The organism is Gelidibacter mesophilus DSM 14095 (assembly GCF_000423005.1).
Lineage (GTDB): Bacteria > Bacteroidota > Bacteroidia > Flavobacteriales > Flavobacteriaceae > Gelidibacter > Gelidibacter mesophilus.
Map to the genome: position 1 here is coordinate 110376 of NZ_AUHD01000008.1, position 21972 is coordinate 132347.

Consider the following 21972-nt stretch of genomic DNA (forward strand, 5'->3'; position numbering starts at 1 on the left):
CTCTATTTCATACTTTCAATTTTATAAACAATCCTAAACAACTATGATCAAATATATAAGTCTTTTTATGCTACTGACAATACAATTGTCATTTGCACAATCAAAAATCACTGGTACTATTACTAATCAAAATCACGAACAAATTCCTTATGCTTCCGTGCTTGTTGAAAATACTGTCAAAGGAACATCTGCCGATGAAAACGGCTTTTTTGAGTTGACTAATTTAGCACCTGGTAATTATGAAATAAAAGTGTCCTTTGTTGGCTATAAATCTCTCGTCAAAACAGTGACCCTACATGAAAACGACCACATAAAATTGTCGTTTCAATTGATCGATGATTCCCAATTGGAAGAAGTTGAGATTTTTGGAAGTCGATTTCAACATCCCGATAAAATTGAGGCCTTGACCCGTTTGCCTTTGGCGCCATATGAGCAGATACAGAGCATCTCTATTATTTCGGATAAGCTGATAGCACAACAAGGGAATTTGACCATTTCAGACGCCACCAAAAATGTGCCTGGTGTTTACACTTTTGCAACGTATGGCAATAAAAGAGAAAGTATGTCTTCACGTGGCTTTAGAGGCATCCCTATTTTAAAGAATGGGGTTCGGGTACACTCAGATTTTAGAGGTACTGGCATTCTTACTGACATGCAAGGTGTAGACAATATTCAGGTATTAAAAGGTGCTGCATCCATCACGCAAGGTGTGGCTACTGATTTAGGTAGTCCGGGTGGTGTTGTAAATATTGTGACCAAAACACCAAAATATGTTTTTGGTGGAAATGCAGGTTTAAGATTAGGAAGTTATGGCCAAGCGAGATCGACATTTGATGTTTACGGACCCATAGTAGAAAGCCAAAAAGTAGCATTCAGAATCAATACGGCCTTGGAACGTTCAGATAGCTATAGGGCTATGGTGTCTTCTGACCGATTTTATATTAACCCCTCCTTAGAATGGAAGCCAGATGAGAAAACAACGTTTACAGTTGAAATGGATTATTTTGAAGATAGCCGTACGCCTGACCTGGGCACGGTAAATCTTGGAGAAAATGACGAAAATAAAATCTACGACTTGCCTCACGATATGTTTTTAGGCTTTGACAACGATAAATCTTTAACTTCAAATACTACGTACGCCATACGGTTTAAAAGAGACCTCAGTGATAAATTGAGTGTCAATGGTGCATTTTACAAATCCAATTTAGATTTGGACGATAAAGGTGCCAGTTTGGGAAATGTCATTAAAGACAGCGCCGGAGAACCCATTTATAACCAAAGAAATCGCGGCTATTCTGTCTCGACCCGACAAGATGACAATAGTGTCATACAATTTGATTTAATAGGTGACGACATAGAAACCGGGGGAATTTCTCATACGTTTCAAGTTGGTTTTGATTATCGCACAACAAATTACAGTACCTCATCAATGAGCATCTCCAATGTAGATATGATAGACGTTTTTGCTCAAAACTCACATGATTTACCCGATGATCTAATTTTTCCAGAAGCTACAGTGTTAGGCGCAAAATCAAAAGCTATCGGTTTTGTGGCCCAAGATGTCATTACGTTCAACAACTATATAAAAACATTTTTAGGCGCTCGCTATAGTAAGACGCAAACCATTACCGCTACAGAAACGACCCAAAGCGATGCCTTTAATCCGTTGGGAGGCGTTATTATTACTCCAGTTAAAAATTTAAACGTCTTCGCATCCTATACCAATAGTTCCTACCCAAGAACCGCAACACGTTTAGATGTCAATGGAAACGAATTAGGCAACGAACGTTTCGATCAATTCGAAACAGGTATTAAAACCAATTGGTTAAATAATAGATTGCGCTTTAACTTAACCTTCTTTAAAATTAACAATAAAGACATCAATTTACCTGTATACGATGAGAATTGGGTGGCTACTGGATATTATCAAAAAGGAGGTAATGATGAGCGAAAAGGAATCGAAGTAGAGCTTACCGGACGGCTATTGGATAATTTAGAGGTTATAACCGGATATTCTTATATCGATGCGCAGTATAAAGAACACACCTCCTATGTCTATGGATCGGCGCCATTAAATACACCAAAACATACGTTTAATGCGTATGCCAACTATAGCTTCAAGGAAAGTCTTGAGGGTTTATCCATTGGTGCTGGCATCTATTTTACAGGAGAACGCCCAATCAACGATTGGAGTTCTGGAGCCGTGACACACGAAGGGATTGTACCTAATCAAAAACCCTTTGATGTTGAAGCCTATACCCAAGTCAATGCTCAGCTCGCCTACAGAATTAATTCTCATTGGAATTTAAGATTTCTACTCAATAACGTCTTTGATAAGATTGGATATAACGCTTATAGAACCCGTTATATTAACCAAACTGACCCTCGGAACTTCGCAGGCGTCTTGAGTTATTCATTTTAATCAATTAGCCATCTTAAGTGCAATCAAATTTGGTTGCACTTTGTTTTTAACTCACGTTTATATATGAAGAAGAATAACAAATACAGTTTTAGAAAATTTATAAATGATGTGCATCTATGGCTAGGCTTAGCAAGCGGAATCATATTATTTATAGTCTGTTTCACCGGTACCATTTTGGTGTTTGAAAAGGAAATAAAAGAGTTCTTTGCGGATGACTTTGTAGTGGAGGCTATTGCTGAAAAACAATCCGTGCACGACTTGGCCGAAGAGTTAAAAGCTTCTAAAGACTATTTTATAACCGGAGTAACCATTCCCAATAGCAAGGACGAGGCCTATGCTTTTATGGTAAAAGAAAATTTAAAGGAACAGCGTGGTACTAAAGTATTGGTAAACCCGTACACGAAAGCGATCCATAAAGCGGAAAAAACAAAAGCTGACGAGTTTATGTTGACCATGTTTAAACTGCACAGATGGCTGTTGTTGGATTCTGATATAGGACGGCCTATTGTTGGTGTTGCCACCATTATCTTTTTATTATTATCAATTTCAGGAATCGTCCTTTGGTTTCCTAAAAAGATAAAATGGAAAACTATCAAACCAGGCCTTAAAATAAAAACCAATGCCAAGTGGAAGCGGGTCAATCATGATCTACATAATACCTTAGGTTTTTACGCCTGCATATTTTTGGTTATCATGGCAATTACAGGGTTATGTTGGTCCTTTGAAGCATATCGGGAAGGTTTAGGTTATGTTATGGGAACTAAAATATTTGACAGGTCAAATCCTGAATTTCAACTTAAAAACTCAACAAATACCAAAGTAATCTCTTACGATAAAGCTATCGAAATAGCGAATGCATCTTTAAATTATCCGGGTGAACTTGCGGTTACGTTTCCCAACCCAAAAAGCAATTACTATAGTTTTAGAAAATATAGTGCCAACAACTGGTCACCTTCTACTTCTGATAAAATTTATATAGATACCGAAGGATCTATTTTGAAAATAGAATGGTTTGATGAAAAACCTATAAACGACAAAATTGCATCGGTAATCAAACCATTGCACACCGGCGATATTTTTGGAACCTTCTCAAAGATTATCTATTTCTTGGCGTGTTTAATTGGTACGAGTTTACCTGTAACAGGAACTATAATTTGGCTTAATAAGTTGAAAAAGAAGAATAGGAAAACCAAAACGGCAAATAACACAAAGCCTTCGTAATCGGCTGATTCACAAAATGACCTTATGTAGAGCGAAACACATTTACAAGTGCCCAGCTAATAACTAACTTTTTTCAATACCTTTACTCATGATTTCCCCTGTTTCAAAGATTTTAAAGTAAACATAGGAAACTTTTCCCTAAAATTAGCCATTTCATTTTAGAAGAGAAATTGGCAAGTATTAAAGAAACAATTGTTATAGCAATGAAAAATTTATTTTTTTACACCCTTTTAACGTTATACATCAGCTCCTGTTACGATCTCATGGGTCAGCAAATGACGCCCAGTTCAACTATTGGAATAGAGGCCACTGACACTAAAGAATCCATAATAGTTAAAGCTGCTCATGTAGTGCCGACAAAAAATCAATATGAGGCTTTAAAAAATGAATATATCGCGTTTGTCCATTTCGGTCCCAACACCTTCACGAGGATGGAATGGGGAAATGGCAAGGAAGATCCTAAGATCTTTGACCTTCAGAATCTTGATACTGACCAATGGTGTAAAGCTATGAAAGATGCCCAAATGAAGATGGTGATTATCACGGTTAAACATCACGATGGATTCGTACTTTGGCAGAGTCGATACACGGATCACGGGATAATGTCTACAGGGTTTCAAGATGGCAAAGGGGATATCTTAAAGGAACTATCTGCATCCTGTCAAAAATACGGTTTGAAATTAGGCGTGTATTTATCGCCAGCTGATTTATATCAAATTGAAAATAAAGAAGGATTATATGGTAATTTAAGTGAATATTCTGACCGTGTCATCCCAAGACCTATTGCCGGCCGACCATTTGAAAATAAAACTACCTTCACCTTTAATGTAGATGATTATAATGAATATTTTCTAAATCAGCTATTCGAGTTGCTCACGGAATACGGCCCAATTCACGAAGTTTGGTTTGATGGTGCACATCCAAAACGTAAAGGCGGACAAGTATATAATTATTTGGCTTGGAAAGAACTTATCACCACATTGGCGCCTGAAGCTGTTATTTTTGGAAAGCAAGATATCCGCTGGTGTGGCAATGAGGCCGGCGCCACAAGAGATACGGAATGGAATGTGATTCCGTATGCAAACAATCCTTTGGCCATGAATAGTTTTGCTGATATTACCGGAGAAGATATTGGGAGCAGAGCAAAACTTTATGACGCTAAATATTTGCACTATCAACAGGCAGAAATCAATACTTCAATACGCGAAGGTTGGTTTTATAGGGATGAAGACAAGCAAAAGGTACGTAGTGCGGATGATGTTTTTGATATGTATGAACGTTCAGTTGGCGGCAATGCCACCTTATTATTAAATATCCCGCCTAACAGAGAAGGAAAATTTTCATCTGAAGATGTGGGGGTTTTAGAAGACGTTGGACAGCGTATTAAGGATACCTACGGCACTAATTTATTTGCTGATGCTGCTGGAGTTAAAAGTGTTTTGGATGCAGATTCCAAAACTTTCGAACTGTTGGATAAAGACCTCAAAGAAATCATCATTGAAACCAAAAGCCCGGTGACAATTAACCGAATAGCCATTCAAGAAGCTATTACAACCCATGGTGAACGTGTAGAGAAACATGAGGTTGATGCATGGATCAACAATGCTTGGCAAAAAATTGCCTCCGCTACTAATATTGGCTATAAACGTATTCTGCGTTTTCCTGAAACAACTTCAAATAAATTTAGAGTTCGTATTTTAGAATCACGATTAAGTCCTGCAATTTCAAATGTAAGTGCCCATTATTATAAAACTCGTCCTCCACAATTAAGTGTTACAAGAGCATTAGATGGTTTGGTCAGTATACATCCCAAAAAACACGAATTTGGCTGGAAGCCCCATGGCGAAGATATCTCAGGGAATATTAATTCCGGTATAGAGATTCGTTTTACAACAGATGGTTCAGATCCTACAGAAAATTCTGAAGTGTATGATGCTCCTTTTTTAGCTGCTCCAGGAGAGATAAAAGCAACTGCTTTTTCGAAGAATCAAAAAGGCAGTATGGTTTCCAGAACCTTAGGAATTCTCAAAAACAATTGGAAAGTTTTAAAAGAAGATAGTTGGGCCTTAGATAATAAAGGCAGTTTGGCGATAGATGAAGATCCAAATACCTATTGGATATCTGGAGAAAAGGGTGCACCACATTTTATAGAATTAGATTTAGGACATGTGGAGATCTTTAAAGCATTTGGCTATACCCCACCAAAAGGCATTTCAGAGGGCATGATAGAACAGGGTATGATTATGATAAGTAGTGATGGAAAATCATGGAAAGAGGTTGAAAGCTTCGAGTTTGGTAACCTTATAAATGATCCTAGCCAAAGAACCCACTATTTTAAAGAAGCGGTTAGTGCGCGATTTGTTAGAATTGAAACTAAAACTATTGCAGGAGGCAAAAGACAAGCAGCCATTGCAGAATTGGATTTTTTTAAATAACCAATAGAACAAGCTCTCCATAAAGGAAATTAACTATTGGAATTTGTGGTAATGGCTCCAATCTGATTGCTAATAGACGGAGAATAAAAGAATTGATGAGGTCTAAAAGAAATTACTTTACCTCTTTCAAACAAAAGGATTGTGGGGATGACTTCTTAAATCAAAAAATAATTCATGCTTAATCCTAATTTTGGATTAAAGCATGAATATTTTTTTGGTGAGCATTAAAATACCTTTCAGTAAGTTTAATGTCTTCTGAAAGGTTTCAAATAATTTGCTTTCAGACAAGGTAGGTTTAGGTAGATTTGGAGCGGTATTCATAAGTCAAAATTTATGGTAGATTTGGGGCTAATCATAAGTTAGGTTTATGGTAAATTTGGTTGTTAGGTTAACTAGATTTGGTTTTGTAAATATGTAACTTTATTTCAATATATCAGTTGAAAGTCGTTATAATTCGATGAAATGCGCTTAATTTTAACAATTAACATACATTATGAAGAATAGTCTTACAAATTATAATATACTTAATCTTACGATTTTAAAGAATTGCCTCAGAAAAATACACTCACTAAACTAGCACCATTATTTTCTATTAACATATTTAGAGCTCCAAATGATTTCTAAGCGATCATTTTATAAACTCCAAATAAATTTCAAGATTCGCCATGGAATATCGTGAATTGAAAATATCCTATCATATATTAGGTCAGAAACAAAAAAGCCCCCAATACTCAAATTCTTAACAAATTGGAGTTTTGGAAGCCAAAATATACGATGATTATAATTTTATAAAACCATTTCAGGAATATCCCCATCTACAATCAAATGCCCTTCTGTCGCTTTTTTAATCTCGTCCACTGAAATTCCTGGAGCGCGTTCCAACAATTTAAATCCGTTTTCAGTAACTTCTAAAACCGCCAGATTGGTGACTATCTTTTTGACACAGCCTACTCCTGTAAGTGGTAAACTACATTTTTTTAGCAGTTTGGATTCGCCGGCTTTATTGGTATGCATCATGGCAACGATAATGTTTTGGGCACTCGCAACCAAATCCATGGCACCTCCCATGCCCTTTACCATTTTACCAGGGATTTTCCAATTGGCAATATCCCCTTCTTCAGACACCTCCATAGCGCCCAAAATGGTCAGATCGACATGTTGCCCCCTGATCATTGAAAAACTCAAGGATGAGTCAAAAAAACTGGCTCCTGGCAATGTGGTAATGGTTTGTTTTCCTGCGTTAATTAAATCGGCATCTTCCTCCCCTTCAAAAGGAAATGGACCCATGCCCAAAACACCATTTTCGCTTTGAAATTCAACTTCTATTCCATCTCTTACATAATTGGCAACCAATGTTGGGATACCTATCCCTAGATTGACGTAATACCCGTCCTGGACTTCTTGTGCAATGCGTTTTGCGATTCCTATTTTATCTAACATGTCTTTTAAGTTATTTCATTCCTGTCAAAGCAGGAATCTCATGAATGTATTACAATGTTTGTTCGTTTTTCAATTCAATTCTCTGTCCTAAAAATGAAAACCCGAACAATTCTGCTTATGACCTCTGCCTCACGGTTAATTGTTCAATGCGTTTTTCATAATCTTTGCCCTGGAAAATACGCTGGACAAATATGCCCGGAATATGGATTTGATTGGGATCCAAACTTCCAACCGGCACCAGCTCTTCAACCTCAGCAACCGTAATTTTTGCTGCCCCACACATGGACGGATTAAAATTTCTGGCAGTCCCTTTAAAGATCAGATTACCTGCCGCATCGCCCTTCCAAGCCTTTATAAAAGCAAAATCGGCCTCAAAAGCTTTTTCCAAAACATACATTTTCCCGTTAAATTCTCGAACCTCTTTACCTTCGGCTACCTCAGTGCCATAACCTGCAGGTGTAAAAAAAGCTGGAAATCCAGATTGGGCGGCTCTACAGCGCTCAACAAGTGTGCCTTGGGGAACCAATTCAACATCCAGTTCTCCACTAAGCATTTGCCGTTCAAATTCATCATTTTCGCCAACATAAGAGGATACCATTTTCTTTATCTGGCGTTTGTGCAATAGCAAGCCCAAACCGAAATCATCCACGCCAGCATTATTGGAGATACAGGTCAGTCCTTTAACGTTTAATTTAACGAGATTATTTATGGCGTTTTCTGGAATACCACAAAGTCCAAAACCGCCCAACATAAGCGTCATATCATCTTTTACCCCTTGCATGGCTTCCGTAACGTCAGCTACTTTTTTATTAATCATGAGTACTTTATTTTAGGAGTTTAAAATTACGAAATAAAACAGCCAATCTAAAATGATTTGACTTTGTAGATGGTGTGACTTTTCCAAAGCTGAAAAATTTTTCAAATCTCTTGACATTCAAAAACTCAGAATGTTTTTGAAAATCAGCAGCATTCTCACCAGACCACAAAATAAAGTAATTTCTAACTGTTTAAACCCCGAGATTAAATTATATTTATTCTGAATTAAAGTTTGTGAAATTCACGCTCTCAACAATCTGCATTTCATAAACTTTGACCTGAAAAGAGAATTTCCATTAAAAAAGCCAATTTAAAATGTGATGTTCATTTCAAATTGGCCCTTAATTAAAAATCTAAGTTTTGATGCTTAAAAATCTAAACCATCAAAACCGTCAGTATCTGATGACGTGTTTTCATCTATTTTATTACAGTCTACATTTATCGTAAGATTGGCTGGACGTTCAAACTCTGCTTTAGAAACTTCAAGATCCTTATCGGCATAGCATTTTTTCATATACAGTCCCCAAATAGGCAAGGCCATAGTGGCCCCTTGCCCATATGTAATGGTTTTAAAATGCGTGGCACGCTCTTCTCCCCCAACCCAAACACCGGTGACCAAGTTGGGCACCATGCCCATAAACCAACCATCACTTTGATTTTGTGTGGTTCCTGTCTTTCCTGCAATTGGATTCGTCAATGCGTACGGATAACCCGTCATGACTTCCTTGTACATGGTATTGTACTTATCAACCCCAACCGACCTTAAGCGTGCTCCTGAACCTGATTGCGTTACACCCTCTAAAAGATTGGTTGTAACATACGCTACTTCTTCACTCAACACATCCTTGGACTCTGGCGTAAATTGATATAAAACAGTTCCATTTTTATCTTCAATACGCATGACCATCACTGGTTTGGTATAAACTCCTTTATTGGCAAATGTGGCATAGGCCGCGACCATCTCATAAACACTTAAATCTGGTGTACCCAAAGCGATGGCAGGAACCGGAGGAATCTCAGATTCAATGCCTAAGTTTCTGGCCATGTCAATTACGGGCTGCGGACCTACTTTATCCATTAAGCGCGCAGTAATGGTATTAATTGAGTTTGCCAAAGCACTCTTTAAACTTCTAAAACCGCCATATTCTCTATTTGCATTGTCAGGACTCCAAGGCAATGGATTCCCAAATTTACCTGCTTCAATCGTTATTTTGGTATTTGGAAACGTATCACATGGTGATAAATGCAATTGGTCAATAGCTGTCGCATAAACAAACGGCTTGAAGGTAGATCCTACCTGACGTTTACCTTGTTTTACGTGATCATATTGAAAATGTCTATAATTGATACCACCCACCCATGCTTTTACATGACCCGTTTGGGGTTCCATAGACATCATACCCGCATGCAAAAATGATTTATAATACCGCATGGAATCTGCTGGTTTCATAATGGTATCAATCTCACCTTTCCAGGAGAACACCGTCATTGGTGTTGGTTTTTCAAAGGAGGCTACTATTTCCTTTTCACTTTTACCATTCGCTTTCATTTTCCTCCAGCGCTCTGATTGACGCATACTTCTGTTGAGAAGCCCTGTAATCTCATCTGGTTTTAAATCTAAAAACGGCGCGGTTTTATTTCGATCAGGGGTATTTTGCTGAAAAAACTCGGCCTGCAATCTTGCCATATGTTCGTGTACCGCATCTTCTGCATATTGTTGCATACGCGAATCAATGGTGGTATAAATTTTCAATCCATCGTCATATAAACTATAAAGGCCAGTACCATCGGCCTTAGGATTGTTTTTGATCCAATCCTTCATAAAATCGGTAAGGTAAGCTCTGAAATATGTAGCTAAACCTTCGCGATGGGATTCTGGAGTATAGCGCAAGCCCAGATCTAATTGTTTAATAGAATCGCTTACGCTTTCAGTAATATAATCATACTTCTCCATTTGATTCAAGACCACATTTCTTCTGTTTCTTGTGCCTTCTGGATTTCTCGTAGGCCTTGGATTATAAAGTGCTGAATTTTTGAACATCCCCACCAACATTGCTGATTCTTTAACGTCTAAATTTTTTGTTTCTTTACCAAAGTAAATTCTGGCAGCACTTCGGATGCCATCGGCGTTATTTCCAAAATCATAGATATTGAAATACATGGCTATGATTTCTTCTTTAGTATACTGACGCTCCAAACGAATAGCGATAACCCATTCCTTTATTTTTTGGGTTGCCGTTTCTAATTTGTTTTTTGACCTTACGCCAACAAACAATTGTCTTGCCACCTGTTGTGAGATGGTACTTGCTCCCCCTCTTTTTCCTAAGAAAAAGAAGGCTCTTAAAGTTCCTCTTGCATCAATACCTGAATGCTCGTGAAAACGCGCATCTTCCGTTGCAATTAGAGCATCCACCAATGATGTTGGCAATTCTGTAAAATCAACAGGCGTACGGTTGTCATTATCGTATATTTTAGCTAAAAGTTCACCATCAGCAGAAATTATTTCAGTTGCTAAATTAGTGGTTGGATTTTCCAATCGCGTATAATCTGGCATTTCTCCAAAAACACCCTGGGATGCCAAAAAAAACATTAAAACCACAAATAACACACCTCCTAAAATAGTCATCCAAAACCATTTTATATATTTTGAAAAATTTTGAGTAGCTGCTTTCTTTTTTGCCATAATCTAAATTAATTCTTTGCAGGTTCTATTCTAAAACCCACATCTGTAATACCTTCTAAGTTATCAACGCCATTTACCTCACCGTTATTACGCATGGCCTGTTTAATTGTAACGGTATATTCGCCAACCTCATCAAACTGTACGGCTTCTTTGTACCATAACTTATTTTCCTTAATATCAGTAAATCCTTCGCCCAGAAGCGTTCCGTCAGGCTTTGTCATTTGATATTCCAAAGTATCCGTAACGATTTTGCCATGAGGAAAATTCATTTCAGCAATCAAAAATAAATTGCTGAATTGATAATCATTAGTGTTCCTGATATTAATGAACAAATTGTAAAGACTTGTTGAATCTGGAGGTGTCATGGTAAAGGAAATCACGGCATCCTTATTCCACTGATTTGGTACCGATTTATACTCGTCAAAAATTTGATTGGAATCACAACTCAGTATAAAAAAACTCAGTATAAAAAGCAAAGGTGTTAAAAATATCCAAGAAAATTTATTTGGCATCGTTAGGATTGGATTTTTTCGGGTTTGGTTTTCTTCGTTTTTTCTGACCAGTTTTCTTCGCAGGTACCTGATCTGATTTTTGTTGTGGCTTTTGTTGCGGTTTTTGTTGATCTGAATCCTGTTTTGGCCGTCCTGGTCTTTTACTTTTTCCTTTTGTATTTCTACGTTTGTTAGTACGTTTTGGACCATCAAACCGTGTTAAACTATCTTGACCAACCACATTTTCATAATCAGCTTTGGTATCGACAATCAATTCTGACGCATACTCTTCAAGACTTGCTACCTTTTCCCTTTTCTTATTTAATGAGATGATTTCGTTGGCCTGATCTGTCGTTAATTTATGCCAATTCATCCATTCACCTTCATAAGCATACCACATAAAGCCACCAAAAATATCAGTTTTCTGGCAAACCGCAGTCCCTTTTTCTGTATAGAGCTTCACATCTGTTTTAGGAAACTCTTTTAAAGCATCCAAATAAGCGTCCAATTCATAGTTAAGACAACATTTTAATTTTCCACATTGTCCTGCTAACTTTAACGGATTCAGGGATAATTGCTGGTAACGCGCCGCAGAGGTACTTACCGATCTAAAATCAGTCAACCAAGTCGAACAGCACAGTTCTCGTCCACATGATCCAATACCACCAAGACGCGCAGCTTCTTGACGAAAACCTACCTGTTTCATTTCAATTCGGGTACGGAATTCTTTCGCAAACAATTTTATCAATTCCCTAAAATCAACGCGTTCTTCTGCCGTATAATAAAACGTTGCTTTGCTGGCATCTCCCTGATATTCAATATCAGAAATTTTCATCTGTAATTTTAAGTCAATGGCAAATTGGCGCGCTTTGACTTTCATCGGCTCCTCTTTATCGCGGGCATCAGACCATATATCAATATCTCGTTGTGAGGCTTTACGGTAGATTTTTAAAACGTTTTCTTCATCGTCAATCTTAACGTGCTTACGCTTCATTTGAATCCTTACCAATTCTCCAGTAAGGGTGACCATACCAATATCATGGCCAGATTGGGCTTGTGTAGCAACAACATCGCCAATACTTAAGGTTAAATTTTCTGTGTTTTTATAATACTCTTTGCGTCCATTTTTGAAACGCACTTCTACTCCAATAAAAGGCTCTTCGCCTTGAGGAAGAGACATGTTGGCCAACCAATCAAAAACAGTAAGTTTGTTGCAGCTATCTGTGCCGCAGGTACCATTGTTTTTGCATCCTTTTGGTTGTCCATCCTTTCCGGTTGAGCAACTGTTACAACTCATGTTATGTTATATATATAATTCGTCTGGAAACGAATGAGGATTAATAAATTATGACACTGCAATCCAAAATTTTCCAACTTAACGGAAATAGCAGGTCATATAATTTGAAAACGTAAAGATAAGATTATTTATTTCAGTTATATAATTGAAAACTACGGAACTGCTTGAAATCATTTAAAAAAATATAAAAAGCTTAATAGCATTGTATTAAAGATAATTTTTTAAGTTTACAACGCATAATTTTAATGGCTAAACCTAGTTATGCTTACATTTAAATCCTTATACGATGTCTTCTACATAAACTTAAAACCACACCATTATGAAATTAAATTTTACACTACTCATTATTTTTTGTTTGTTACTCTTTTCAATAGACGCTAATTCTCAAAATATAGCATCCACCCTTACAGGCGGCGAATATAAGTTTAATGCAAATAAAACGCCTTGTTTGACTGATGTGCAAAGAGAAGAGGTTCTTTTAAAAATCAAATCGAATATCGCAGTATTAAAATCCCAAAAAAGACTGGCTTATGATGGTGCACAGCAACGTGCCACACACCCATTATTCAGTTGGCCCGTTAAAAAGAAAGAAGGCACCCCATACCATGAAGTTTGGGCCATTTCTAACTATGTAGATCAAAACCCAGAATTCCCAAACAAAGTTTTAGACTATAATTGTGGTAGTAAAACGTATGATAACACTGCAGGGTATAATCATATGGGTGTGGATATCTATACTTGGCCATTTACATGGAAAATGATGGATTATGATGAAGCTGTCATTGTTGCAGCAGCTCCAGGACAAATTATAGACATAGGCAGAAATCAATTTGATAGAAGCTGCTCCTTCAATAATAATGTATGGAATGCAGTGTATATACAACATGCCGATGGCAGCGTGGCACTTTATGGCCATATGAAAAAGAATTCTCCAACTACAAAAAGTATTGGTGATATGGTAGAACGCGGAGAATACCTTGGGATTGTGGGAAGTTCAGGCAACTCCACCGGACCACATTTACATTTTGAAGTGTATTCATCCATTAATCCTGACGTGTTCATTGACCCTTTTGCGGGGAAATGCAATGACATGAATACAGATTCTTGGTGGGAAAATCAAAAACCATATGTAAACACCAATATCAATGCGCTTTTGACACATTCCGCACCTCCTATTTTGCCTACATGTCCGGATCAGGAAATAACGAATGAAAAAAATATTTTTGCGCCTGGCGAAGAGGTTTATGTTGCAGTTTATTTAAGAGACCAAATGAAAGGGACTAAAATAAATCTAGAAGTTCTAAGACCGAATGGCTCAGTATATAATAATTGGGATTTTGATCTAGCAAAAGATTATTCCAGCTCTTATTGGTATTGGATAATTGAAGTACCTTCCGTGCAAGGCGAATGGACTTGGCGTGCCACCTACCAAGGTCAAGTTTTAGATCATAAGTTTACAGTAAAAACATTGGGCATTGAAGATGAAGACTTCCAAACCGCTTCCATATATCCAAACCCGTTTAATGACGTGGTCAATATCCAATCCAAGAGCCCTGTCAAAAAAGTATCCGTAGTGGATATTCTTGGAAAAACAGTAATGGCCAAAGCCAATGCTGCAGCTAGCATCAATGAAATCAATCTCGAATCGTTATCTAAAGGCCTTTATTTTTTGACTTTGGAAGGGAATGACAATCAGAAAAAGATCATTAAAATGATTAAAGAATAAGACAGTTATCCAATTGACAGCAGTTGTAAGAGCTATTCTTAACTGCTGTCAAGCGGAAACTACGGGTTCGTTGGGCCCAGAGAGTTTATTTTTCTAATATCTCAAAAATATTTCTTAAGTCCTGCTTGAAAGGCAAATGGTCAGCACGTCCTTTTTTAAAGATATCATTGCTATTTCCCTGACCTTTACGGAGTTCCTTTTGGGCCTCATAAGGTAATTGATGAACTTCCATACATGTGGTAGAACAACAGTTATCCATTTTCTCCTTACATTCCTCACATTGTATAAAAAGCAAATGACAGGCGTCATTGGCACAGTTAGTATGCAAATCAGCGGGTTTTCCACATTGATGGCAATGTGCAATCACATCATCAGAAATACGTTCTGAACGGCGCTCATCAAACACGAAATTTTTTCCGATAAACTTATTTTCGAGGCCTTTTTCATTAATCTGCCTCACATAATTGATGATACCACCATCCAATTGAAAAACATTTTTAAAGCCTTTATGCTTATAATAGGCACTGGCTTTTTCGCAACGAATCCCTCCCGTGCAATACATCACCAAATTCTTATCTTCTTTATGGTCTTTTAAATCTTCCTCAATGATGTCCAAAGATTGCCTAAAAGTGTCCACATCAGGAGTTACAGCATTTTTAAAATGCCCTATTTCACTTTCATAGTGGTTGCGCATATCCACCAAAACCGTATTCTCATCTTCAATAAGCTCATTGAATCGCTCAGCATTGACATGAACACCTATATCAGTCACATCAAAAGTGGCATCGTTCAATCCGTCCGCCACAATTTTATCACGCACTTTGATTTTTAGCTTCAAAAAAGCAAAATTATCTTGCTCTATGGCAATATTGAGCCTGACGTTTTCCAAAAAGGAAATACTGTCTAAATGGGTCTTGAAGGCTTCAAAATGATCCGCAGGTAGCGACAATTGGGCATTAATACCTTCATGTGCGACGTAAATCCTGCCAAGAACGTCAAGGTCGTTCCAAGTTAAAAATAAATGGTTTCTAAAAGTTTCCGGATTGCCAATTTTGGCATACGCGTAGAAAGAAATAGTCAAGCGGTCTTTTCCGGCTTGCTCAATAAGTGCTGCTCTTTCTTTAGCGCTTAAGTTATTGTACAGTTGCATGCTATACTAATTTTTTAAGGTTAAAGTTGGGCAAAGGTAAGAAAAAAAGTTTTCAGAGTTTGGAGTTCAGGGTTCCAAATTTGGAATTTGGAATTTTTGCATTGGGCAGTGAAAAATTTGAGAAATTAGGCATTAGGTATTGGGCGCCAGTTTTGAGAAACTCTGTGTAATCTTCGGGAAATATATTAAGCGTTGGTCACCACTCAACGCTCATAAAAAAAGCACCAAAGATTCCATCTCCAGTGTTTTTTTGAGGACTAACTCGTTACTACTATCTTTTAAATATTCATTTAGCAAATAGTCTACGAGCTAACCTCCATCAGCTTTACAATTGCCATTCAAACAAATCGCAATTGAAACGCCCAATGTGGTGTTAAAAATAATTTTGTTAAAAAATCTCATCTGTTAGATTTTAAAGGTGATTTAAAGTCAGATGGAAGTTGTTACTTATAGAAAGTAAACTATTTCATAGCAAGATTTCCCAATCTTATTAGGTAGATGCACAAGGAATAAAAAGGTTGCGTCTTTAAATTTTTAAGATGAAAAAAAGTCGTATTTTAGCTTCAATAAAAATCAGAAAAAGAACGACACATGAGTAGTGAAAAAGAAGCAAAATTAAAAGCCCTAAAACTGACATTAGACAAGTTGGATAAAGCCTATGGCAAAGGGACTGTAATGAAAATGAGTGATAAATCTGTAGTGGATGTAGAGTCTATTTCTTCCGGTTCATTAGGTTTGGACATTGCGCTAGGAGTTGGTGGCTATCCACGTGGTAGGGTTATTGAAATATATGGACCAGAATCTTCTGGTAAAACAACCCTAACTTTGCATGCTATTGCTGAAGCACAAAAAGTTGGAGGAATAGCGGCATTTATCGATGCTGAGCATGCTTTTGATAGAACTTATGCCGAAAAACTAGGTGTAGACCTAGAAAACTTGATCATTTCACAACCTGATAATGGAGAACAAGCCTTAGAAATTGCCGATAATTTAATCCGCTCCGGCGCAATTGATATTGTGGTGATAGATTCAGTGGCGGCATTGACTCCAAAAAGTGAGATTGAAGGTGAAATGGGAGATTCGAAAATGGGATTGCACGCCCGATTAATGTCTCAAGCCTTAAGAAAATTAACGGGCTCCATCAGTAAAACCAACTGTACGGTTATTTTTATTAACCAGTTGCGTGAAAAGATTGGAGTGATGTTTGGTAATCCTGAAACAACTACGGGAGGTAACGCATTAAAATTCTATGCCTCTGTAAGGTTAGATATCAGGCGTTCTACACAGATCAAAGAAACCGACGGCAACGTAATGGGTAACAAAACACGTGTTAAAGTGGTGAAAAACAAAGTTGCACCACCATTTAAGTTGGCCGAATTTGACATAATGTATGGCGAAGGAATTTCCAAAGTGGGTGAAATCTTAGACATTGCCGTTGAAAACGAAATCATCAAGAAAAGTGGTTCATGGTTCAGTTATGGAGACACCAAGTTAGGTCAAGGTAGAGATGCCGTTAAAGCCTTAATAAAAGACAATCCGGAATTGATGGATGAACTAGAGGCCAAAGTTAGAGTAATCGCTAAGGCTGCTGCTTCTGGTGACGACTAAAACAATTCATTTAAGCAGTAAAACAGTGTCATATATAAAAATCCCTTTTTTCGAGGGATTTTTTTTGTTTTTAACGCAACCTTTAAGACTATAGCACATCTACATTATGAAAAAGAAAAATACCCTAATTCTATTTTTATGAAAAAGTTAGTTTTTTTATGCGTTGTGCTGCTATCATTAGCTTCTTGTAGCTTTGATGATTCCAACGATTTCTATAATGAAATCTTACCTATTGAAAGCGTTGACATTCCAGAAGAATTTGTTCTTGGTGAGGTATATCCTATCACAGTAACTTATATTCGACCTGCTGGCTGTTATGTATTTAATGATTTCTATTATACACGCGAATTGAATCAGCGCACCGTAGCGGTGGTTAACGCTGTGTATCCCAACCAAAATTGCGGACTTCCCGAAGAGGGAGAAGCTGAAGCCACATTCAACTTTAAAGTGACCAGCAATGGCACTTATATCTTTAAATTTTGGCAGGGCAAAGATGAAAGCGGCACAGATTTATATTATATTGTAGAAGTACCAGTAGTAGAACCAGACGCGTAAATCAATCACTAATACTAAAAAACCTGTGAGTTTAGAACAACTCATTATCAGTTGTAAAAAAAATGATGCTAAAGCGCAAAGCCAAATATACAAGCTCTTTTCGAGCAAATTATTCTCGCTTTGTCTTAAGTATTCAAAAAATTATGCGGAGGCACAGGACAATCTGCAAGACGCCTTTGTGACCATTTTTAAAAAAATGGATCAGTTTAGTCATAAAGGTTCTTTGGAAGGTTGGATGAAACGCATCACTATCAATACAGCGCTTCAGCGATATAGAAGTGTTGGCGTTTTTGATCTTGTCAATGAAGCTCAAATAGAAGATGTTGAAGTTGAAATTGATGAAGAGACCATCAGTCTGGATTTTTTATTAGGCATCATTCAAGAATTGCCTGATAGATACCGGTTGGTATTCAATCTTTACGTATTAGATGGTTATTCCCATCAGGAAGTGGCTGAGATGCTTGATATTTCAACCGGAACTTCAAAGTCAAATCTTTCTAGGGCCAGAATGATTTTAAAAGAGAAAATAGAACATTATAAAGTACGAGATAATTCGCAAAGTTTATAAATGAATGATAAAAAACATATAGACCGTCTGTTTCAGGAGAAATTCAAAGATTTTGAAGCAACTCCTGATGCTGCTGTATGGCACACTATACACAATACCTTGCATAAAGATAAACACAAGCGGCGTGTGATTCCGATATGGTGGTTTGCAGGAGGCGCTGCTGCTCTTTTAATATTATTGTTGACGGTTGGAAATATTTTTAAGAATGGTGAAGCATTTGACCAACCTGAACCACATATGGTTGGTACGGAAAACAATCAAAGCACCTCTGAATCCAAAGAAAACAGCATAAATGATGGCATTGAAACTCTTTCAAAAGCAACTGCCAATGCCATTGCAGATACTGATACCTCTGAAGATACATATGCGAACTCAAAGAAGAACACTTATAATCAAAATGCAACTAATACCGGGACAACAGCAATCACCATTGCCGATGATGCTATCCCCAAGAGTAACAGCATCAATGGATCCAATTCAAAAGCTGAATTGAACTCTTTAGAAAAAGACAGAATAGTTGTTTCCAATTCTAAAGAAGAAAGCGTTGCAAAAAATACCGCAGATCCTCAGTCATATAATTCCAACAAGGAGGATTTTAACCAAATTCATAAACGTGCTAAAACAATCCTTAAAACCGATAAAGCACCACCTAAAATTGCCAAAGTTACAGATCAGACTATTGCAAATGATTCAGAAACACTCAAAGAAAACAAAGAGCTCATCGCTTTAAGCGATAAAGGTGAAAATATTGAGGAAGCTATTGCCAAAGCCAACCCAACAAATGAAGAAGAAAAAAAAGAGCAACCAAACAGGTGGAACATCACCCCAAATGTGGCACCTGTTTATTTTAATAGTTTAGGCAAAGGCTCCACCATTGCGAATCAGTTTGTAAATAACAATAAGAGCGGCGAGGTCAATATGAGCTATGGCATAAATAGCAGTTATGCAGTTACTGATAAGCTAAAACTTAGAGCTGGGATCAATAAAGTCAATTTAGGTTATCGTACCGACGGTGTTATGGCAATTAAAGATGTAAACAGTTTTAGTGGTAACGCTTCTGGAAATGAAGCATTGAAGAATATAACCTTTAACAACCAGTCCAAATCCGATGCTTATTTAAGTACCTCCAGCATCAATTCAGATACAGCGCCACAATTTGTGGTGTCCAATTTAGACGGCGCTCTAGAACAGCAATTTGGTTATATTGAAGTGCCTTTGGAAGTGGAATATAGCATCATTGACCGCAAATTTGGATTTAACGTTATTGGAGGATTTAGCACGCTTTTCCTTAGCAATAATGACATCTATTCTGTTTTGGATAGCTCAAGAGTTCTTGTAGGCGAGGCTAATAACATTAACAGTACAAGTTATAGTGCCAATTTCGGGTTAGGGTTTAATTATGACATATCGCATGCCTTAAAACTAAATCTTGAGCCGATGTTCAAATATCAAATAAACACTTTCACCAATACTTCAGGCGAATTTAGGCCTTATTTTATTGGTGTTTACACCGGATTTAGTTTTAAATTTTAGATTGTTAGTTGGTTAGGTAGTTATTGCAATAGGCAATAATGATGAAAAAGCTGCTCTGTGCCTAGAGCGGCTTTTTTAGTTTTTTTGATAGGCTAATAATTGCTCATATATCGTGGTCCGCGCGCGTTCATTAAGCGCTTTGGCATCCTTTGAAGTGAGGCCATCCGTACTTAAAAATGGATGGACCTTAACCCGCATTTTCCCTGGACCTCCACTAAAAAAGACATAAGAAAAACGATCTTTATTATCAGCAAAAGTTATTGGTACAATAGGAATTTGATGGTTGATTGCCAATCGGAAGGCTCCGTCCTTAAACGCATCTAAAATCATCGATGTGTCATCTGGCACACCCCCTTCGGGAAAAATACAAATACTCAAACCTTGTTTTAGGCGTTTTTGGGCTCTTAAAAACACCGCCTTTCTGCTCTTTTCAGAACTTCTATCCACCAAAATACAGGTACGCTTATAAAAAAATCCGAAGAGTGGAATTTTGGCCAACTCAGCCTTACCCACAAAAACGAACGGATTTTTGACACTCACCAGCATCAACATGATGTCTGCCATTGACGTATGGTTGGCAATAAACATATAACTTTTGTTAGGCTCTGGCGTCTGTTCTCTTTTAATGATTATCCTAAAACCCATCCCTATCAAAATAATTTTCGCCCATAAGCGCGCCAGTTTAAAAAAATAGGGATACCATTCTTCTTTTAAGATAGAGAGAATCAAAATCGGAAATAGTATCAGGATAGGTAAGGTTACCAAGACGTAAAACCAAATGCGGTAAAGGATCCAAAATGGGTATTTAAAAAATTTCATCGGCTCAAAACTAATTAAATTAATTGAGCTATTGTTTGAAAAAAAGTACCTTTGCTGAAGGTTCAGAGTTCAGAGTTTTGGAATTTGGAATTTTATTATTGTTTAATTAAAAGAGATTCCCGTTTTCTCGGGAAATGTTATGGCAAGAATACTTACAGGCATACAAAGCACAAACACCCCACATTTAGGAAATATTTTAGGCGCCATCCTCCCGGCAATTGAAATGGCAAATGACACTAAAAACAATTCGTTTTTATTTATTGCAGACATGCATTCTCTAACACAGATCAAGGATGCAGACATTTTAAGACACAATACCAATAGCGTGGCAGCAACATGGCTGGCCTTTGGTTTGGATATTGAAAAAGTGGTATTCTATCGCCAGAGTGATGTACCTCAAACAACAGAACTCTCTTGGTATCTCAGTTGTTTTTTTCCTTTTCAGCGCCTCACCTTGGCGCATGGCTTCAAAGATAAAGCTGACCGGCTTGAAGATGTGAACGCAGGGTTATTTACCTACCCTATGTTGATGGCGGCTGACATTTTGTTATATGATGCTGAAATAATTCCCGTAGGAAAAGACCAATTGCAACATATTGAGATGACCCGTGATGTGGCTTCTCGATTTCATGCAAAATTTGGCGAAACTTTCGTGATACCAGAAGGCAAAATTCAAGAAAGCGGGATGCTTATTCCCGGAACCGATGGCGCAAAAATGAGCAAAAGCAAAAACAATTTTATCAATATATTTTTACCTGAAAAGCAGTTGCGCAAACAAATTATGTCCATTGAAACGGATAGTACGCCTTTAGAAGATCCTAAAGACTGGAGTACTTGTAATTGTTTTGCTCTTTATAGTTTGTTAGCTTCTTATGGAGAAACCCATGAAATGAAGCAAAATTACGAACAAGGAAATTATGGCTACGGACATGCCAAACAAGCTTTATTTGAATTGATCCTCTCAAAGTTTGAAACTCCTCGTGAGCGCTACCACTATTTTATGGGGCATTTGGACGAAATAGACAAAGCTCTCTCGGTTGGTGCTGAAAAAGCAAAAGTCGTAGCTGATGACGTTTTGGGACGGGTTCGAAAGAAATTGGGATATTAGCCAATTCCCTGCGAAGGCAGTGATCTCGTAATTCAGAAGACCATCTACACTAACATTTAATTCAAATTATACCTAAGTTAGAGGTAGACTTTGAAATTAA

16 protein-coding genes are annotated in these 21972 nt (G+C 37.4%); 9 read left to right on the forward strand and 7 right to left on the reverse strand.

Translation table 11 applies throughout. The features are described from left to right. Nucleotides 1–67: 67 nt before the first annotated feature. From G525_RS0110775 to G525_RS0110785, 3 genes are all read left to right on the forward strand, one after another. Complete coding sequence (locus G525_RS0110775; protein ID WP_342662756.1) at nucleotides 68–2422, forward strand: TonB-dependent siderophore receptor; 2355 nt, start codon at nucleotides 68–70, stop codon at nucleotides 2420–2422. A 63-nt stretch (nucleotides 2423–2485) separates the two neighbouring features. Next, nucleotides 2486–3643, forward strand: a complete 1158-nt coding sequence (locus tag G525_RS20745; protein ID WP_035479489.1) for a PepSY-associated TM helix domain-containing protein — start codon at nucleotides 2486–2488, stop codon at nucleotides 3641–3643. 203 nt (nucleotides 3644–3846) lie between these two features. Beyond that, nucleotides 3847–6078, forward strand: a complete 2232-nt coding sequence (locus G525_RS0110785) for an alpha-L-fucosidase (protein WP_027126186.1) — start codon at nucleotides 3847–3849, stop codon at nucleotides 6076–6078. Nucleotides 6079–6864: 786 nt separating this feature from the next. On the opposite strand, the gene G525_RS0110790 is transcribed toward G525_RS0110785, so the two are convergent. The 5 genes from G525_RS0110790 to G525_RS0110815 all read right to left on the reverse strand — a co-directional run bounded on the left by G525_RS0110790 (nucleotide 6865) and on the right by G525_RS0110815 (nucleotide 12805). Continuing rightward, on the reverse strand, nucleotides 6865–7518 hold the full coding sequence (locus G525_RS0110790) for a 3-oxoacid CoA-transferase subunit B (protein ID WP_027126187.1): 654 nt from the start codon (nucleotides 7516–7518) through the stop codon (nucleotides 6865–6867). A 115-nt stretch (nucleotides 7519–7633) separates the two neighbouring features. After that, a complete protein-coding gene (locus G525_RS0110795) occupies nucleotides 7634–8335 on the reverse strand; it encodes a CoA transferase subunit A (RefSeq protein WP_027126188.1) in 702 nt (233 codons plus the stop codon). A 366-nt stretch (nucleotides 8336–8701) separates the two neighbouring features. Continuing rightward, a complete protein-coding gene (locus tag G525_RS0110805) occupies nucleotides 8702–11017 on the reverse strand; it encodes a penicillin-binding protein 1A (RefSeq protein WP_027126189.1) in 2316 nt (771 codons plus the stop codon). An 8-nt stretch (nucleotides 11018–11025) separates the two neighbouring features. Next, nucleotides 11026–11529 carry a gliding motility lipoprotein GldH gene (locus G525_RS0110810; protein WP_027126190.1) on the reverse strand — a complete coding sequence of 168 codons (504 nt, stop codon included), beginning with the start codon at nucleotides 11527–11529 and terminating at the stop codon, nucleotides 11026–11028. Further along, nucleotides 11519–12805: a PSP1 domain-containing protein gene (locus G525_RS0110815; protein WP_027126191.1), complete on the reverse strand. Its 1287-nt coding sequence runs from the start codon at nucleotides 12803–12805 to the stop codon at nucleotides 11519–11521. The genes G525_RS0110810 and G525_RS0110815 overlap by 11 nt, the downstream gene beginning before the upstream one ends. 319 nt (nucleotides 12806–13124) lie before the next feature. Here G525_RS0110815 and G525_RS21740 point away from each other — a divergent pair, with 319 nt between their 5' ends. Next, nucleotides 13125–14531, forward strand: coding sequence for a peptidoglycan DD-metalloendopeptidase family protein (locus G525_RS21740; RefSeq protein ID WP_027126192.1), 1407 nt, complete (start codon nucleotides 13125–13127; stop codon nucleotides 14529–14531). Between the two features lie 85 nt (nucleotides 14532–14616). Here the strand turns inward: G525_RS21740 and trhO are convergent, their stop codons facing one another. Beyond that, complete coding sequence (trhO, locus tag G525_RS0110825; protein ID WP_027126193.1) at nucleotides 14617–15681, reverse strand: oxygen-dependent tRNA uridine(34) hydroxylase TrhO; 1065 nt, start codon at nucleotides 15679–15681, stop codon at nucleotides 14617–14619. A 591-nt stretch (nucleotides 15682–16272) separates the two neighbouring features. On the opposite strand from trhO, the gene recA reads away from it, so the two are divergent. From recA to G525_RS0110855, 4 genes are all read left to right on the forward strand, one after another. Continuing rightward, entirely contained in the window at nucleotides 16273–17289 is a 1017-nt protein-coding gene (recA, locus tag G525_RS20755) for a recombinase RecA (RefSeq protein WP_035479492.1), read from the forward strand. Between the two features lie 138 nt (nucleotides 17290–17427). Continuing rightward, entirely contained in the window at nucleotides 17428–17844 is a 417-nt protein-coding gene (locus G525_RS0110845) for a hypothetical protein (protein WP_027126194.1), read from the forward strand. A 25-nt stretch (nucleotides 17845–17869) separates the two neighbouring features. Beyond that, on the forward strand, nucleotides 17870–18412 hold the full coding sequence (locus G525_RS0110850) for an RNA polymerase sigma factor (RefSeq protein ID WP_027126195.1): 543 nt from the start codon (nucleotides 17870–17872) through the stop codon (nucleotides 18410–18412). Further along, the gene (locus G525_RS0110855) at nucleotides 18413–19945 is read left to right on the forward strand and encodes a hypothetical protein (RefSeq protein ID WP_027126196.1); all 1533 of its coding nucleotides are present in this window, start codon (nucleotides 18413–18415) and stop codon (nucleotides 19943–19945) included. A gap of 75 nt (nucleotides 19946–20020) precedes the next feature. On the opposite strand, the gene G525_RS0110860 is transcribed toward G525_RS0110855, so the two are convergent. Continuing rightward, nucleotides 20021–20764 carry a lysophospholipid acyltransferase family protein gene (locus G525_RS0110860; RefSeq protein ID WP_027126197.1) on the reverse strand — a complete coding sequence of 248 codons (744 nt, stop codon included), beginning with the start codon at nucleotides 20762–20764 and terminating at the stop codon, nucleotides 20021–20023. Between the two features lie 139 nt (nucleotides 20765–20903). Here G525_RS0110860 and trpS point away from each other — a divergent pair, with 139 nt between their 5' ends. After that, nucleotides 20904–21872 carry a tryptophan--tRNA ligase gene (gene trpS / locus G525_RS0110865; RefSeq protein ID WP_027126198.1) on the forward strand — a complete coding sequence of 323 codons (969 nt, stop codon included), beginning with the start codon at nucleotides 20904–20906 and terminating at the stop codon, nucleotides 21870–21872. The last annotated feature ends 100 nt before the right edge of the window (nucleotides 21873–21972 follow it).

Bases quoted from the DNA above. Each gene is read 5' to 3' on its own strand.
- G525_RS0110775 (WP_342662756.1), top strand. From the start codon at position 68: ATGCTACTGACAATACAATTGTCATTTGCACAATCAAAAATCACTGGT.
- G525_RS20745 (WP_035479489.1), top strand. From the start codon at position 2,486: ATGAAGAAGAATAACAAATACAGTTTTAGAAAATTTATAAATGATGTG.
- G525_RS0110785 (WP_027126186.1), top strand. From the start codon at position 3,847: ATGAAAAATTTATTTTTTTACACCCTTTTAACGTTATACATCAGCTCC.
- G525_RS0110790 (WP_027126187.1), bottom strand. From the start codon at position 7,518: ATGTTAGATAAAATAGGAATCGCAAAACGCATTGCACAAGAAGTCCAG.
- G525_RS0110795 (WP_027126188.1), bottom strand. From the start codon at position 8,335: ATGATTAATAAAAAAGTAGCTGACGTTACGGAAGCCATGCAAGGGGTA.
- G525_RS0110805 (WP_027126189.1), bottom strand. From the start codon at position 11,017: ATGGCAAAAAAGAAAGCAGCTACTCAAAATTTTTCAAAATATATAAAA.
- G525_RS0110810 (WP_027126190.1), bottom strand. From the start codon at position 11,529: ATGCCAAATAAATTTTCTTGGATATTTTTAACACCTTTGCTTTTTATA.
- G525_RS0110815 (WP_027126191.1), bottom strand. From the start codon at position 12,805: ATGAGTTGTAACAGTTGCTCAACCGGAAAGGATGGACAACCAAAAGGA.
- G525_RS21740 (WP_027126192.1), top strand. From the start codon at position 13,125: ATGAAATTAAATTTTACACTACTCATTATTTTTTGTTTGTTACTCTTT.
- trhO (WP_027126193.1), bottom strand. From the start codon at position 15,681: ATGCAACTGTACAATAACTTAAGCGCTAAAGAAAGAGCAGCACTTATT.
- recA (WP_035479492.1), top strand. From the start codon at position 16,273: ATGAGTAGTGAAAAAGAAGCAAAATTAAAAGCCCTAAAACTGACATTA.
- G525_RS0110845 (WP_027126194.1), top strand. From the start codon at position 17,428: ATGAAAAAGTTAGTTTTTTTATGCGTTGTGCTGCTATCATTAGCTTCT.
- G525_RS0110855 (WP_027126196.1), top strand. From the start codon at position 18,413: ATGAATGATAAAAAACATATAGACCGTCTGTTTCAGGAGAAATTCAAA.
- G525_RS0110860 (WP_027126197.1), bottom strand. From the start codon at position 20,764: ATGAAATTTTTTAAATACCCATTTTGGATCCTTTACCGCATTTGGTTT.
- trpS (WP_027126198.1), top strand. From the start codon at position 20,904: ATGGCAAGAATACTTACAGGCATACAAAGCACAAACACCCCACATTTA.